The sequence below is a fragment of the Sinanaerobacter chloroacetimidivorans genome, from assembly GCF_018128545.1.
GTDB lineage: Bacteria > Bacillota > Clostridia > Peptostreptococcales > Anaerovoracaceae > Sinanaerobacter > Sinanaerobacter chloroacetimidivorans.
The window spans coordinates 101,065-117,571 of record NZ_JAGSND010000010.1; the positions used below are offsets into that span (position 1 = coordinate 101,065).

The window sequence follows — 16,507 nt, forward strand, 5'->3', positions numbered from 1 at the left end:
TCTTATTATAGAATCTAGGCTGCGGATTTTAGCTTATATTTTTCATTTTTTCATCATCCCAGGGACTGTTTTCATTCCAAAAATAATCTCTGGACAGACCATCCTCCAACAGGAGCACCTCGGCTTCTGATTCCGTGTCTGACTGCGGCTCCGTGTCAGGTAATAACGGCTGCCCTTCATAAAGCCGGAATCCGGACACCATTTCCTTCAACATCTCTGACTGGCCGGACAGCTCTTCGCTGGCTGCAGCGCTTTCTTCTGCCGTAGCAGAATTGTTCTGCACCACATGGGAAACCTGCTCAATCCCTTTGCTGATCAACGCGATGGCAGAGGCCTGCTCTTTGGAAGACTGAGCGATATCGGATACAAGATCGGCAGCCGCCTCTACGCCGTTTACAATCTCCTGTAAAGCCAGTGCAGTTTTATCTGCTGTTTTGGCTCCGTCCTGAACCTTTTTCATCGATTCATCAATCAATTCCCACGTGTTTTTGGCAGCATCCGCACTTCGCTTGGCCAGACTTCTTACCTCATCTGCCACCACTGCGAAACCTTTCCCGTGCTGGCCGGCTCTGGCCGCCTCGACAGCTGCGTTCAGAGCCAGAATGTTGGTCTGGAAAGCGATGTCGTCAATGACTTTGATAATTTTTGAGATACTTGCGGAGGATTGGCTGATCCCTTCCATAGCGGATAGCATTTCTTTCATTTGTTGATTTCCTGTATCTGCATGCTCTCTCACTAACGAGGTAAGAAGGCTGGCCTCTCCGGCATTCTTTGCATTCTGCTTTGTCTGGGAAGATACCTCGGAAATGGATGCATTCAGCTCTTCGATAGAACCGGACTGCTCGACAGATCCCTGAGAAAGAGACTGACTGCCGTCGGAGACCTGCTTTGCGCCTGAAGCCACCTGATAGGCGGCATTGTTAATATTTCCTAAAATCCGGCTCATGGTAACAATGATGTGATTCAGGGAGTTCTTGATGGCCACAAAGTCACCGCTGTAATCTGCAGTAATGGTGAGATTCAGATTTCCTCCGCCCATCTCATTCAGAACTTCAGAGATTTCTTTAATATAGCTTCTGAGCTTGCCTGTTGTATCATTGATCGCTTTCTTAAGTTCCCCATGGCCGCCCTGATAATCGCCTTCCATTTCCGTCTGAAGATTTCCCATGGCCATCTCCTGGAGGACTTTAAGAGCTTCTTCCACAGGGGCATTGACGGCATCCAGAGTCTTGTTGATGCCCTGAATGACTCTGGCATATTCTCCAAGGAATCCGGCCTCCTGGCCCCTTACTGAAAGGTTTCCTTCCACTGCGGCTTCGGAGAGCAGATCCGTTTCTTTTACGAGGCTTCGGATCGTTTCGATCATCATGATCAGAGAGGGGATCAATTCATCTTTTTCACTCTTTTTCCCGCTCCCTTTTAAGACTTCAAGGTCTGAGAAGCTCCCGACTGAAACGTGGTTTACAATCTTTATTACACTATCAATGCTTTCAGCCACTTCGTTCACGGATTCTGCAATCTCCTGATAAATTCCTAAATATTCTCCGGTAACCCGTGCTGAAAAGTCATTATTACTCATTCTTTCAAGGACCCCGCTTCCCTCACGGAGAGCTCCCAGCCCGAGGATGCAGGCGTTAATACTGCCCTTGATCCGGTCAAAATCACCATAGCAGGTTTCGGTGATTTCCTCGGGGATTTCACCCTTCCCAATTTGATCCATATACTCCCCTGCCATCAGTAACGGAACGGTTACCGCATCCAGGGTCGAATTCATGCCTTCTATGATTCTGCCGAAATCACCCCCGTGCCTTTTGGCATCGGCTCTGATTTTTAAATTTCCCTGAAGGGTTCCATCCGAAAGCATTTGTATATCTTCTATTAATGCGTTTACCGCATCTATACACTGGTTTAAATTTTCGATGATGATATTGAAATGGCCGTTATACTTTTCTGTGATTCGATGGGGAATATCTCCTTTACTGATGCGTTCAATATATTTTGCCGAGACGTCCAGAGGTTCTGTTAAAGCATCAAGAGTACGGTTAAAACCGGCTATGATCTCCCGGTAGCTCCCCTGAAAACGCAGCTCGTCTCCTCGATTTTCCAGGTCTCCTTCTATGGCGGCCAAAGTCATGGTATTGGATTCCTCAACCAGGTCTTGCAGGGTCTCTTTCATAGAAATCATGCTGCGGGTCAGGACATCCTTTTCGGATTGGGGTACAATTTCAAGGGATAAATTTCCTGACGCGATATCTTCCGCCGCCTGGGCTTGCCTTTTGATGTTCGCCGCCATTTTTCTGAAGGAACACAGTAGCTCCGCAATTTCATCTTTTTGGACGGAACTTTCTTTTTCTCCCTTATGATCCAGATCAACTTCGATATTTCCTTCTGCGAGCTTATCCGCTGCGGCTGTCAGTTTGATAATGGGGACACAGAACATTTTTGAAAACAGCAGGCCCAAAATCAGAGCAAGCACCAGACAAAGCGCAGCGAGGCCTATCAGGATGACGGTTGCTGTCATGTAAAAGGAACGGGTTTCTGCCATGGCAGCCTCAGCAGCCTGCTGATTGTCATTGATTAGAACTTGTATATCCTTGTTGATAATTTTTGTCTTTGAATGGAAGGAGGGCGCAACATTCATTGCATTGGAAAAATCATTTTGGAGAAGCAGATTGCTTAATTGGGATGAGATGTTTTGATAGGAATCCAGATCCTTCTTAAACTGCGTATAGGTATCCAGCTGATTTCTATCAGGGGAACTGTTTTCATACTGAATCAGCAGCTCTTGATTTTCCTTCGTCCATTGCCGAATTTCTTTCATTCTTTTTTCTGATTGGAGAATATCCTTCTCGTAGAGTATCAGAAGATAATTGGAATTGATATAGAGCATGTTTTTCTGAACGGTATAAAGATAAGAGGTCGGAAGAAGATGCTCGTTATAACTGTGCATGGTGATACTGTTGGATTTATGGATCGTAAATAAACCCAAGGAAACCACCAGTGTTGAGAAGAGCCCGATTAAGAGAAATGCTGAGATTAGTTTTTGCTTTATTTTCATACTGCGAATCATATGAAAGCTCCTTTCTTGTCTGTTTTTTTTATGTTATGTGATGTTGTTATGTGCTGTAATGGAACCAGGCTTCTATGATATTCGTCTGTCCCTTTTATCCTACAGCGGCCACATAAAATACCGGTTAACTTCAGGTTAAAAGTAGGTTAATTAAGAGAATGAACAATCACCGAAGCAAATGAAATAAAGTAGTTGACAAATAATATTATACGACGTATAGTATTAAACAAGAAATAATATTATATGACTTAAGAAAAAGCAATAAAAAAGGAGGGAATAAAATGGGTTTTCAGGTGGGATCCACTCTATTGGACGCTTGTGTGCTTGCGGTGTTATCCAGGGGTGACACGTATGGATATATTTTAACCCAGACGATGAGAGATGCTATGGATATTTCAGAGTCGACCTTATACCCGGTTTTGAGAAGACTGCAAAAGGATGGGTATCTGACTACCTATGATCAGCCTTTTCAGGGGCGAAACAGGAGATATTACGCCATAACGGCGGAAGGAAGAGCGAAGTATGAAAGTTATAAAAATGATTGGATCGAATACAAAACTCAAGTAGATAAATTGTTATGTGGAGGTGTAGACAATGAACAGGTCTGAGTTTTTTAAGAAATTGGAGCAAGGGCTTTCCAGGGTTCCCAAAGAGGAGGCGGAAGCAGCCATCGCATATTATAACGAGTATTTTGATGATGCGGGAGAAGAAAATGAACAGAGGGTCATCGAAGAACTTGGTTCACCTGCCCAGATTGCTGCCGGAATCAGAGCGGATGTTGCAGTAAAAAATCTGGAGGAGCCTGCACCTTCGGTAAAAAAAGGAATTTCGGCCATCTGGTGGGTTTTGCTGGCTATCTTCGCGGCACCTATCGCATTGCCTTTGGCCATAGGCGCGGCAGCCCTGGTTATCGGTCTGGTACTGGCGGCAATCGGAATCATCGTGGCTTTAATTGTTACGGTAATTGCTTTTTTAGGTTCCGGGATTATCATTATTGTAGCAGGAATCGCTGCAATTGCCACCAGCCTTCCCACTGCTGCATTTACGGTAGGCGTTGGACTCAGTCTTATTGGCCTTATGCTTCTGGTGGGCATTCTGATCATGCTGGCGGCAAGGGCTGCCTTCAGCGGAATTGCAAAGCTTAGTAACAGACAACTGCATAAACAGTCAAAGGGGGATGAAATAAATGAATAAAGCGGTAAAAGCGGTAGCCATTGTCGGAGCCTGCATGATTGCCGTAGGTATCCTGCTTGCAGGAGTGGGATATATAACCGGCGGCAGCCAGTCCATTCATATCGGCAGAGACGGCATCCAGCTGTCGGACCGAAAAGGAACGATCTCTAACGGCAAGATGGAACGGTTTACAGATGATCTGGAGGCCTTTCATAATATCGATGCCGATCTGGGACAATATGATGTTGACCTGATTCCAAGCGATCATTACGGACTGGAGTATACGTATACCGGGAAAAAAGAAGATATCACCTATCAGGTTGAAAATGACACTTTAATTATTAAAGAAAAGGATCGTGTCAGTGTCAATATTGATGTTCTGGATTTTTCCTTCAGTAATGCAGACGGATATGTAATGAAAATTTACTATCCGAAGGAAACGAAGTTCGAAGAGGTAACGATTCATTGCAGCGCTGCGGATCTAACTTATGAAAAACTAGCAGCTGAGAAGCTGAACCTGGATCTGGATTTCGGAAGGCTCGACTTGCATGAAGTTACAGCCGATACCATTTCAGTGGAGATGAACAGCGGTGATTGCAGTCTGGAGCAAATCTCAGGAGATAAACTGCATGTTGCCAACAGCTTTGGAAAGGTAACGCTGAAGAAGGGTTCTTTCAAGACAGTTGAGATCGATGCCAACTCCGGTGATGTGGTGATTCAGGATACGGATGCTGAATCAGCAGACCTAAATCTTGATTTTGGAAAGCTCAGCGCCAAAAACTTTAAGACGAAGGGCTTAAAGTCTGAATCCAACAGTGGGGATGTCAATCTTCAGGGAGCCTTTTCCGGGCAAACGGAAGTAACATGCAGCATGGGAAAGGTAAGCGTTGATACGGATATTCCAAAGGATCAATATTCCTATGAACTGAATACGGATATGGGATCTGTGTTTCTTGACGGGGATAAAGTGTCAGGGGTGACCTCCGGCACCGGAGGAAAGACGGATCATGTGATAAAAATAAAAGCAAATATGGGCGATATCCATTTAAACTTTAAATAAATAAAAATAGGTGCCGAGGAATTCTGATAGAAAAGGATGACTCGGCAGCCTTCATTTTCCAGAGAAATTTCTTGATTTTGTTTAAAATTTCAATCTCTGATCGCAAAAGATGTGATATATTATATCTATTGGAAGAAATAGAACAAATATATAAGGAATGAAAAAATATCTGTAATGAAATACAGGAATGGAATACTGGTCGTGAAGATAAGGGGAGAGGGACGATGAGAAAAAAAGTATCTTTTATACTTTTGGTTGTGATGATATTGTGTTCGGCATTTCCTTCATGGATTTTTGCCGAAGAACAGTCGAATCAGGGCCTGTATGCGGGAATCAAGGAAGCGGCCCAGAAAAAAGCAGACACATTCGTTCAGGGCTACGGTGCCGTCAGCGTGCAATATGCGCTGATATCCGACGGTGAAATAGTACTGTCCGGTCACTCAGGAGTGCTCGATAGATCCGATAGAAGACCGATTACGGCGGAAACCATGTATGGAATCGGCTCTGTTAGTAAAATGTTTACCACAGCAGCTGTGATGAGGCTTTCCGATCAGGGGAAGATCCGGCTGGATGAGCCGGTTACGAGATATTTGCCGGACTTTACCATGGCAGATGAAAGATATTCTGAAATCACGGTACGGATGCTTTTGAATCATTCATCGGGCCTGATGGGTTCCAGCTTTACCAATGCTTTTTTGCTGGGTGATTATGATTCCTCCGCGAAGGATTCATTGCTGGAAACGTTATCAACGCAGAGACTTAAGGCCGACCCCGGTGCATATTCGGTCTATTGCAATGACGGATTTACACTTGCCGAACTGATTGTTGAAAAGGTAAGCGGCATGAGTTTTACAGAATATATCCATCAAAATTTCATTGATCCTTTGGATATGGATCATACCAAAACACCGGCAGAGGAATTCGACCAGGAACGGCTGGCCAAAACCTATCTGCAGGGCTTTTCGGACGCAACACCAAGAGATACGGTAACCGTTATCGGGACCGGAGGCATTTACTCCACTGCGGAGGATCTTTGCAGGTTCTCCCAAATCTTTATGAAAAAACCGGAAGGACAGGCAAATAACTTGCTGTCGGGAAAAACGGCAGCTTCCACCATGGAAAAAGAATATGAGAAGGGTATTTGGCCTGCAGGAGAAGATGGACTGCTTGGCTACGGACTGGGCTGGGATCATGTGAATGCCTTCCCCTTCAATCAGTATGAGATCCAGGCTGCCTATAAGGGAGGAGACACCTTGCTGTATCATGGGGCGCTGATTGTGCTGCCGGAATACAATATGGCTATGGCGGTGCTTTCTTCCTCCGGAGTAAGTACTTACAGCCAGGCCTTTGCCCAAAGCATACTCCTGGAAGTTTTAAAAGCAGAAGGACATATTCCTGAGATCAAAGGAGATGTGGAAAGTGCTGAACCTGTAAAGGCGGAAATGCCGAAGGAGATGATAAATTTCTCCGGGCTCTATGCCAGTGGGGAGATGATCATGCGGGCGGAAATTTCTACGGATGGCAGCTTGTACGTTACCATACCCGCCATGCCCAGTTATCCTGTACAAAAGATGATTTATACAGCGGAAGGCATTTTCAGGAATCAGGACGGCAGCGGTGCAATAGGCTTTGCAGTAGAGGAGAACGGCAAGACCTATATGATAAACAGGGGTTATAATCATATAGCGGGTTTGGGTCAGATAGCGGTGAATGAATATATGGCGCAAAAGACTGAACCTGTGAAGCTTACGGATTCCGCAGCCGCAGCCTGGGATTCCAGGAATGAAAAACTGTATTATGCTGTCAATGAAAAATATTCCTCACAAGCTTATGCAACGGAATTACCCATGGCCGGGATTGGATTTCTTGATGAGGCTCCAGGATATCTTGGCAGTGAAATTATCACAGATGAAAATAATGCCAGAGCTTTTGTTGAAATACCCGGTACTGCAGGGCGAGATTTGAGCGACACCGGCTTTATGAAAGAAAACGGCAGGGAATATATGCTTCAGGGAAGTACCATACTAATTTCAGAAGACTACGTCACAGATCTCTATACGGCAGGAAACGCTGTCTGCACCATCGCAGAGGACGGATATGCAAGATGGTACCATGTAGGACCCAAAGATACGGGTAAAACAATGACGGTGGCCCTGCCTGAAAATGGTGCGGTGGCAGTCTATGACGAAGATCAGACCTGTATGGACTTTACCTGGATCACAGGCAATCATACTCTGGAACTTCCGGAAAAAGGCATGGTAGTGTTTATCGGAGATCCTGGCGTACGTTTTGATATCAGCTGTCAATAGGAGGTAAAAATTGGGATTTCGTATCTTCTTTGATTGCAAAAGAAACATAACTCAGATATAATAGATTCTAAAATCAAGTAGCTCTGCCTCAGGTAGAGCTACTCATGCGTAGAGAGGTAATTTCCTTATGGGCAGACCGGAATTTCAAAATTCAAAAAAAAGCGGCTGGCTTTTCATGACAGCAATCATATGCATCAGCTTTTCGCTGAGGGCACCAATGACCTCCATTGGACCGTTAGCGGGGCTGATGGGCGCGAGTTTAGGCGCCACCAATGGGTTTATAGGGTTTATTTCAACCCTTCCCCTGATTACTTTCGCTGTTTGTTCTCCAATGGTATCGTGGTTCAATGTCCGATTTGGATTGGGAAAGACCATGATGGCCGGATTGCTTCTGATCGTTCTTGGAGGGGTAATCCGGTCATATGCCGGTATTGCGGGCTTGCTCATGGGCACCGCATTGGTAGGCATCGGAATATGTGTCGGAAATGTGCTGATTCCCAGTATCGTAAAACTAAAGTTTCCCCAGCAGATTGGAATCGTTACCGGCATCTATATCACAGCTATGGCTGCTTTTGCATCTATTGGAGCAGGAATCAGCTATCCCCTTGCAGAATCCGGATTGGGTTGGGAAAGGGTCTTGCTCGTCTGGTCGGGAGTAGCCTTCCTCGCTGTTTTAAGCTGGCTGCCGCACAGGAGCCTGGGGGAAGATGACAGAATAGAAGAGATTGCACGAAAGAGAAATCGGAAAATTGGGCAGAATCATAAGAAAAAGAGTATTTGGAAGTCGCCGCTGGCATGGTATATCACTTTGTTCATGGGCCTGCAGTCTATTAACTTTTACTCCCTGACTGCATGGATTCCTTCCATTTTGCAGAGCTGGGGCATGGAACCGGAAACTACGGGATATATGGCTCTATGGTTTCAACTGATTGGTATTCCAGCCTCCTTTCTTGCCCCTGTCATGGCCGCTAAATTGAAAAGCCAAAAACCCGTAGCGCTGGGGTCAGGGATTTTCTGTGTACTGGGGCTGGCGATGCTTTTGTATCGGCCTTCCGTCCCCTTCACCATGCTTGCTCTTCTATTGATTGCAAATGGCGGTGCTGCAAGCTTTGCCTGGTCCATGGCTATGGCGGGCTTAAAAGCCGATAATGCCGAAGAAGCAGCTTCCCTCTCGGGAATGATGCAATCCGTGGGCTACGCATTGGCTGCCATCGGCCCCACTTTATGCGGTGTGCTTTATGATAAGGTCCATTCCTGGAATTTTGTCATTATACTTTTTATAGGGCTGGCCGTTATGATGCTTATCGTTGGAATACTGGCATCAAAAAAGGAGAAGCTATTTAATTAAATAACGATGTATGTTATACTATAGGGTAATTTAGCCGCCGGTTCCCAGCAGTGGAAATCTACAAATCGAAGATTTGTGATTTCCTTGCATAAGTTCGCCAACAATTTGATTCGCAAATTGGGCGAGCTGCTATACGAACCCGGGCACGAAAGGATGAAAAAAGAATGACGAAGAAAACCTATTACATTTCAACACCTATTTATTATCCAAGCTCCAATCTTCATATTGGACATACCTATTGCACGGTAATGGCTGATGCCATGGCACGTTTTAAGCGTCTTGCCGGTTATGATGTCATGTTTCTGACCGGAACGGATGAGCATGGACAGAAGATACAGAAAGTAGCTGATGAAAAAGGGATGTCTCCGCAGCAGCACGTGGATGAAATCGTAGAGGGTATTAAAGAATTATGGAAAACCATGGAGATTTCCTATGACGATTTTATTAGAACCACAGAACCTCGGCATATTAAAAGAGTTCAGAATATATTTATGAAAATGTACGAAAAGGGCGATATCTATAAAGGGGAATATGAAGGCTGGTACTGCACTCCCTGTGAGGCTTTCTGGACAGAAACCCAGATAGAAGAGGGGAAATGCCCGGACTGCGGAAGACCGGTAGAGAAGGCGAAGGAATCTGCCTACTTCTTCAAACTTTCCAAATATCAGGACAGGCTGATCGATTTATTCGAGAATAATCCTGAATTTTTGCAGCCGGATACCAGAAGAAACGAAATGCTGAGCTTTGCCAGACAGGGACTAGAAGATCTATGCATTTCCAGATCTTCCTTTAACTGGGGGATCCCGGTGCCCATCGATGAAAAACATGTCATTTATGTTTGGCTGGATGCTCTTTCAAACTATATTACGGCTCTCGGATATCCTGATGAGCCGGAAAAATTTGATAAATATTGGCCATGTGACGTCCATTTGGTTGGAAAAGAGATTGTACGGTTCCATTCCATCATCTGGCCTGCTATGCTGATGTCTCTGGATGTTCCTCTTCCAAAGAAAGTCCTGGGTCATGGCTGGATTCTTCTGGAGGGCGGTAAAATGTCAAAATCCAGAGGAAATATCGTTGATCCTGTAAAACTCATTGAACGTTATGGAGTAGATGCTTTGAAGTACTTCCTGCTGAGAGAGTATACCTTTGGACAGGATGGATTGTACACCAACGAAGTGATGCTAAACCGCATGAATTTTGATCTGGCTAACGACCTTGGAAACCTGGTAAGCAGAACCGTCGCCATGATCGAAAAATATAACGGTGGGACGCTTCCTCCATTCAAAGGGGAAGGGGAATTCGATGCAGATTTAAAAGCGGTTGCATTAGGTGCTGCGGATAAGGTGGAAGCCTGCATGGATCGATTCAGCTTCAGTCAGGCTCTGGAGGAAATCTGGATCGTAGTAAGAAGAACCAATAAATATATAGATGAAACCATGCCTTGGGTATTAGCTAAGGATGAATCCACAAAGGACAGACTGGATACGGTACTGCATAATCTGGCAGAAGCAATCCGGATTATATCCATTCTTATTTATCCGTTTATGCATACGACCTCAAAAGAAATCAGAAAACAGCTGGGCATCTGGTATGCTGATGTAGCATGGGAGGATGCGTTCCGATTTAACATGATGAGCGGGGAAACGGTGAAGAAAGGTGATCCGATTTTCCCAAGACTTGATATTGAAAAGGAGCTGGAAGCGCTGGCTGCATTGAAAGACGAGCCTGCTGAACCGGAAGCAGCGCCTACGGAATTCAAACCAGAAATTACCATCGAAGATTTTGAGAAAATTGACCTGAAGGTAGGAGAAATCCTGGAATGCAAAAAGCATCCCAAGGCAGATAAACTGTTGGTTTCCCAGGTAAAGATCGGAACGGATACCCGCCAGATCGTATCCGGCGTGGCAAAATATTATACACCGGAAGAGATGAAAGGCAAGAAGGTCATCGTCGTGGCCAACCTGAAGCCCATCAGTCTGAGAGGGGAAGAATCAAAAGGGATGATTCTCTTTGCCGATAACGGTGAAAAATTGGCTTTTGTGACGACTGATGCGGAGAATGGGAATTCGGTCAACTAGTTGTATTCTATTAAAAATATTTAAAAGCTAACCGACGGTTTGCTGTTATCTTGAAAAACTGCTCAAGGCTTTTCTTCAATAACCGCAGCCATCCGGTTAGCGTATATGAATTATATGAAAGGAACCTCAACATGTTATTCGATTCCCATGCTCATATAAATAGTGAGCGTTACGATGAAAACCGGGATCAGCTCATCGAGGCCATAGAAAAGGCCGGCATGTCTTATGTTATGGACATTGGCTTTGACCTGGCCAGTTCAGCCATGGCAGTGAAGCATGCACAACAATACCCCTGGTGTTATGCTGCTGTAGGCTGTCATCCCCACGATGCCAAGACCATGGATGAGGAAACGCTGGCAATGTTCAGGGGTCTTGCGAAAAAACCCAAGGTCAGGGCTATCGGTGAAATCGGGCTGGATTATTACTATAATCATTCGGAAAAAGAGGTCCAGCAATATTGGTTTCGCAAACAGATTCAATTGGCCTTGGAGATTTCCATGCCCATTGTCATTCATGATCGGGATGCAAATGATGATGTGATGAAAATTTTAAAGGAAGAAGGCGCTTTTAGCAATGAAAGAAGGAATCTGTCGGGAGATGCAAAGGTTCTTCTTCATTGTTACTCCGGAAGTAAAGAACTTGCCCGGCAATATGTAAAGCTGGGTGCCACCCTATCCATTGCCGGTCCTATTACTTATAAAAATGCAAGAAAAGGGATCGAGGTTGTTGAAGCAGTCTCCATGGAACATCTTCTCATCGAAACAGACTCCCCGTATCTTACACCAGAACCCTTTCGGGGGAAGACAAACCAGCCGCCTTACGTAGAATATACGGCCAGAAAGGTAGCGGAAATTAAGGGAATCTCTTATGAAGAGGTGGCCCGCATCACCTGCGAAAATGCGAAAAGATTCTTCGGAATTGATTGAAAGAATAGGGGAAAAGCGACAATATTCGCTCCGGTTTGAAAAGAACCGGAGCTTTTTTTGCGGAAAGCTAGAGGTTCATGACTGAAATTTCATCATTTCCCTTACAAGAAGTTACAAATCTACCCAACGGTACCATTTATACTAAAAAAAAGGGGTGATTGTGATGGAATTACTATTAGAAAATGTACGAAATACGTTCTTTAGTAAAAGAGCTAAAACTTCTCGCACTGTGTCAAAGGTGGCTGCATACGATTACGCCAGAGTGATCTTGATTGTAGCAAGTTCCTTTTTACTGGGAAGAGTATCCTTGTTTTATGCCATATTCCCATGCGGGATTGCTTTGATTACGGTACTGATGAGTAAAGGCAGAGCCAACGTCTACACCCTGCCTATTATACTGGGCGGACTGCTGACGAATTATGGGACAGGCTATGACTTGTGGGGGGATGCCATTGCCGTACTGGTATGCGGAATTGGATTTTTCCTGCTGAACAAAATAAAGATCAGTATTGTCATGAGAGCTTTTATTGCTGCCGGTGTTATGGTACTGGCCAAGTCCATTTATTATTTCCTGTCTCCTTTGGTATTTGTTTATGATGTCTTTATGATGTTTGTTGAAGCGATTTTGATCTTGGCATTCGTCTACATCTTCTATATATTCTACGGACTCATTGATAAAGAAGTGAAGAATAAGAGCTCTATCGCAGAGAGTGTTATTGCCACTACAGTAGTGATCACCATGCTTCTTGGAGGTATAGGTATCGAATCGATCTGGGTGTTCTCTCCGCTATACCTTGGGGCACTGTTTCTGACACTTTTTATCGGATATAAAATCGGGGTGATGGAAGGCGGCAGTGCTGGGGTGGCTTCGGGAATTGTGGTTATGATTGTATCCTCCGGTTCCCCTGCTATTATTGGAATCTTTGCTTGCGCCGGAATGGTGGCAGGCTTTTTCAAAGGTCTCAACCGTGTGGTTACAGCTGTTTGCTTTGCCGCAGTATGCCTGGCATTCGGGTTGATAAAAGGATATCCTGAGCTCTACATTTCCATCTATGATCCGCTGCTGGCAGCCGGTGTTTTTGCCCTTCTTCCTCAATCCTTGATGAATAAGACAGAACTGGTCTTCGCCAGAATCAGGCAGGATCATATTTACTATGAGCTTCTTGCCAAGGATCGCATGAAAATTATGCTGGGGGGATATCTGGAAACCTTTGAAAAGCTGGCAGTTCTTTACAGTGATACAAAGAACAGAAGCAACATTATCTCCATGCAGTTCCGAGGTATGGCAAAGGTGATAAGAACCATGATGGAGGAGCTTACGGTTTCTACGGCCACCATTATGCAGCCTAAGGAGAAATATCAGATCAAGGTCGGTGTTTCAAGTTACGCCAAAGAGGATAACGTTTCGGGGGACAGCTACGTCTGTGCGGATCTGAAAGACGGAGAATTTATGATTGCGTTAAGCGACGGTATGGGAAAGGGCAGGAATGCTTCCAGAGAAAGCGCCTTAACCATTACTTCGCTGTATAATTTAATGAAAGCAGGCTTTGATGTGGAGCTGGCACTAAGAACCATTAATTCTCTGCTGCTTTTCAAGTCCACGGAAGAAATTTTCTCAACAGTGGATCTGGGAGTATTCAATAAAGTCACAGGAAAGTTAAAACTATTTAAAATAGGGGCGGCAGCAACATTCGTTAAAAGGGGTGACAAGGTGGAAGCCATAAAAGTTTCCGCACTCCCAATGGGCATTGTAGACAGCATTCGGATCAGCAATATTGAACTCCAGGTAAGAAGAGGTGATGAAATCATTATCGTTTCAGATGGAATCACCGATGCTGACAGAACCGATGCACAGATGGACTGGATCAAAGAAGCAATTGAAAATATTCGTTCCAGAGATCCTCAGACTATGGCGGACTTGATCATCAATAAAGCTGTAGAACGGTATGGACTTAAGGAAAAAGATGATATGACGGTAATCACTGCCGTAGTAAATTAAACGATTATAAAAATTAATAAAGGCGATAGATGATATTTTTCGAATTGGAAATTCATTTATCGCCTTTTCTGTTTTTCGGATAACCATACAGCCAAGACGAAACAAAAAAGGACAGATCATCATATATTGATTATGATAAAACCATGAGAAAAGAAATGGAGTTATACTTTAGACGAACAGCGTTTTAACGCTGACGCAAAAATTGGAGGAATTATTATGAGCGATATCGCTCTTCAAATTGAACGAAGCACTGCTGAAACAGTTGCTGTCGGACAAAATGTAATCTTTGAAACAACCGTATTTTCGGCTGGAAATATCAGTTACAACACCACCACCGGAGTCATTACTTTTCATGAAACAGGCAGATATATGATTAATTGGTGGGTTGCAACGCAATCCACCTTTTCTACAATAGGAGCCGTATTTGCTTTATCCTCGTCACAAGGAGATTTCTTGGAGGGAAATTCACCGGTCAAAACAGGTGAAGTTACCGGTATGGGCATTATTGAAGTTTCAGCTGCCCCTGTAATCGTATCGCTTATAAACGCAAGTAATAACATTTTGTATTATTCGGTAGTCGTGCCGTTGAAAGCAGCTCTCGTTGTTGTTCAGGATGATTTGCAGGGGAGCGGGCCAACAGGACCTACCGGAGATACAGGGCCCACCGGACCAACAGGAGATACAGGCCCAACAGGGCCAACCGGGGACACAGGCCCAACAGGCCCAACCGGAGGTGCCTTTACCGTAGAGTATGCGTATATTTACAATACAGGCATCCAAACAGTGCCGGTAGAAGAGAACATTTTGTTTAATGCAAATGGTGCCTTGCTGGGACTTGATCATATTGTCAATACCGATGAGATCGTAGTCGGAAGTGATGGCATCTATTCCGTTTGGTTCCTGGTTGCTGCGGAAGAAGCCAATCAATTTGCACTTTTTCAGAACGGTATGGAAGTGCCGGGCGGTATTTATGAATCCGGGGACTTGACCCAGCCGAATCCGGGAATGGTGATGATTGCAGCGAATGAGGGTGATGTTTTAAGCATCAGAAATCATACCAGTTTGTCAAGTGTAAATCTACAGAACATGGCGGGTGGAACGCAGACCAATGTGAATGCTTCCGTCACAATTCTAAAAATCAGTGAGATACCAGTAATTCCAGCATCACTGCAAGCTGTAAATGCAGCTATGACGACTGCGGAAATGAGATTGGCTATAGAGGACCCACTGCTTGGTCTGGATCTTTCTGCCTTCCATATGATGAGCGCCGGGGCCCAGGACGAAGTGCTGCAATTTCTTCTGGATAATCGTCCTACAATAGGCTATTTTACGGTTTTGGGTGTGCAGGCAGCTTTGGACTATGCCGTTACTCATACCGTTGACCCTGAAAATATCTGGGTCGAGGCAGGGGCTGTCTCCGGTGATGGAAGCATCGCAAATCCTTTTGGAACCATTGAAGAAGGAATTACCGCTGTTGCGGCTGGAGGTACTGTTCATATATTGGGAGGAACGTATAATGTAGCCACACAAATTAATATCACCAAATCACTTACTTTACTGGGTGAATCGGAACCGCTGCCGCAAATCATATTTAATCCTGCCGTAACTTTAGATGCAGTCCAGATCATGGCAGATGATATCACTGTCGAGAATCTGCACTTGATCAGCAACCGGACGTTAACTGCAGATAATGCAGTAATCAGAGTGGTATTAAAATCCTCGCTTCCTATTGATCTTTATAACAATTTTAATTTGCGCTCCAGCATTGTAGAGGGTACTGTGAGAAGCGGATATCTCTGGGCTCAAAATATGACCATTGAAGATACGCAGTTTATTCATAATGCTGTAAATACTCAAGCGTTGCGGCTACAGCTTGTCAGAGGAACTACGAATCTGCTTAACAATACCTTCACAGGGAACAGCACCAGCGTAGGTGCCATTGTAGTGGAACCGAATCTGGTGTCTTATACAACTTCAGGAGTAATCAATGTTATGGGAAACACCATGGAGAGATTTACCCAGTTTGTGAATTTCTTCCCCCATCTTGCAGGTAACACCAGCTTGATCATTACCGATAATGTAATTGACCACCAGGATCGATCAGGAAGTTCGGTCATTTTATTCGCAAGAGTAAATTATTCACTCATGGATGAAATTTTGATTGAAAACAATTCCATTGTAAATCCTAATATAGAGAGGCTGGCGGTATATTACAGCGGTGCAGGAGGAAGCTTTGTTCCGGGCAACGGCCAAATTAAGGTGTATAATAATGTTTTCAACATTGCGACACCCTGGGGAAGACCTACGGATACGGTGGATCCCAATTTCCCGGTGGGCTATGCCAATGATGCACCTCCAGGTATGACCCTTGCTGCTTTTGATCTGCAGGGCAATGTTAATGTGTGATCATGAAATGACCGGGACAGAAAAAGCCAAGGTATAAAATACCACTTTTTTATGATAGAATAAATAACGAAAACAGGTCATCTTACTTTTTTGTGCATCAAATGAGAGGATGACCTGCTTGCCGTATGATAAGCT

10 protein-coding genes are annotated in these 16,507 nt (G+C 44.5%); 9 read left to right on the forward strand and 1 reads right to left on the reverse strand.

Annotated features, from left to right (window positions below; genetic code table 11):
- Positions 1–28: 28 nt before the first annotated feature.
- Complete coding sequence (locus KCX82_RS14695) at positions 29–3,070, reverse strand: methyl-accepting chemotaxis protein (protein WP_227019245.1); 3,042 nt, start codon at positions 3,068–3,070, stop codon at positions 29–31.
- A 281-nt stretch (positions 3,071–3,351) separates the two neighbouring features.
- Between KCX82_RS14695 and KCX82_RS14700 the strand changes: the two genes are divergently transcribed.
- From KCX82_RS14700 to KCX82_RS14740, 9 genes are all read left to right on the forward strand, one after another.
- The gene (locus tag KCX82_RS14700) at positions 3,352–3,678 is read left to right on the forward strand and encodes a PadR family transcriptional regulator (RefSeq protein WP_227019246.1); all 327 of its coding nucleotides are present in this window, start codon (positions 3,352–3,354) and stop codon (positions 3,676–3,678) included.
- Positions 3,665–4,264: a DUF1700 domain-containing protein gene (locus KCX82_RS14705; protein WP_227019247.1), complete on the forward strand. Its 600-nt coding sequence runs from the start codon at positions 3,665–3,667 to the stop codon at positions 4,262–4,264. The genes KCX82_RS14700 and KCX82_RS14705 overlap by 14 nt, the downstream gene beginning before the upstream one ends.
- Positions 4,257–5,303: a DUF4097 family beta strand repeat-containing protein gene (locus KCX82_RS14710; protein ID WP_227019248.1), complete on the forward strand. Its 1,047-nt coding sequence runs from the start codon at positions 4,257–4,259 to the stop codon at positions 5,301–5,303. The genes KCX82_RS14705 and KCX82_RS14710 overlap by 8 nt, the downstream gene beginning before the upstream one ends.
- 224 nt (positions 5,304–5,527) lie before the next feature.
- The gene (locus tag KCX82_RS14715) at positions 5,528–7,612 is read left to right on the forward strand and encodes a serine hydrolase domain-containing protein (RefSeq protein WP_227019249.1); all 2,085 of its coding nucleotides are present in this window, start codon (positions 5,528–5,530) and stop codon (positions 7,610–7,612) included.
- Positions 7,613–7,739: 127 nt separating this feature from the next.
- Positions 7,740–8,960 carry a CynX/NimT family MFS transporter gene (locus KCX82_RS14720; RefSeq protein ID WP_227019250.1) on the forward strand — a complete coding sequence of 407 codons (1,221 nt, stop codon included), beginning with the start codon at positions 7,740–7,742 and terminating at the stop codon, positions 8,958–8,960.
- Positions 8,961–9,124: 164 nt separating this feature from the next.
- Complete coding sequence (metG, locus tag KCX82_RS14725) at positions 9,125–11,041, forward strand: methionine--tRNA ligase (RefSeq protein WP_227019251.1); 1,917 nt, start codon at positions 9,125–9,127, stop codon at positions 11,039–11,041.
- 131 nt (positions 11,042–11,172) lie between these two features.
- Positions 11,173–11,967: a TatD family hydrolase gene (locus KCX82_RS14730; protein WP_227019252.1), complete on the forward strand. Its 795-nt coding sequence runs from the start codon at positions 11,173–11,175 to the stop codon at positions 11,965–11,967.
- Between the two features lie 163 nt (positions 11,968–12,130).
- Positions 12,131–13,966, forward strand: a complete 1,836-nt coding sequence (locus KCX82_RS14735; protein ID WP_227019253.1) for a SpoIIE family protein phosphatase — start codon at positions 12,131–12,133, stop codon at positions 13,964–13,966.
- Positions 13,967–14,182: 216 nt separating this feature from the next.
- Positions 14,183–16,372, forward strand: a complete 2,190-nt coding sequence (locus tag KCX82_RS14740) for a collagen-like triple helix repeat-containing protein (protein ID WP_227019254.1) — start codon at positions 14,183–14,185, stop codon at positions 16,370–16,372.
- Positions 16,373–16,507: the final 135 nt, after the last annotated feature.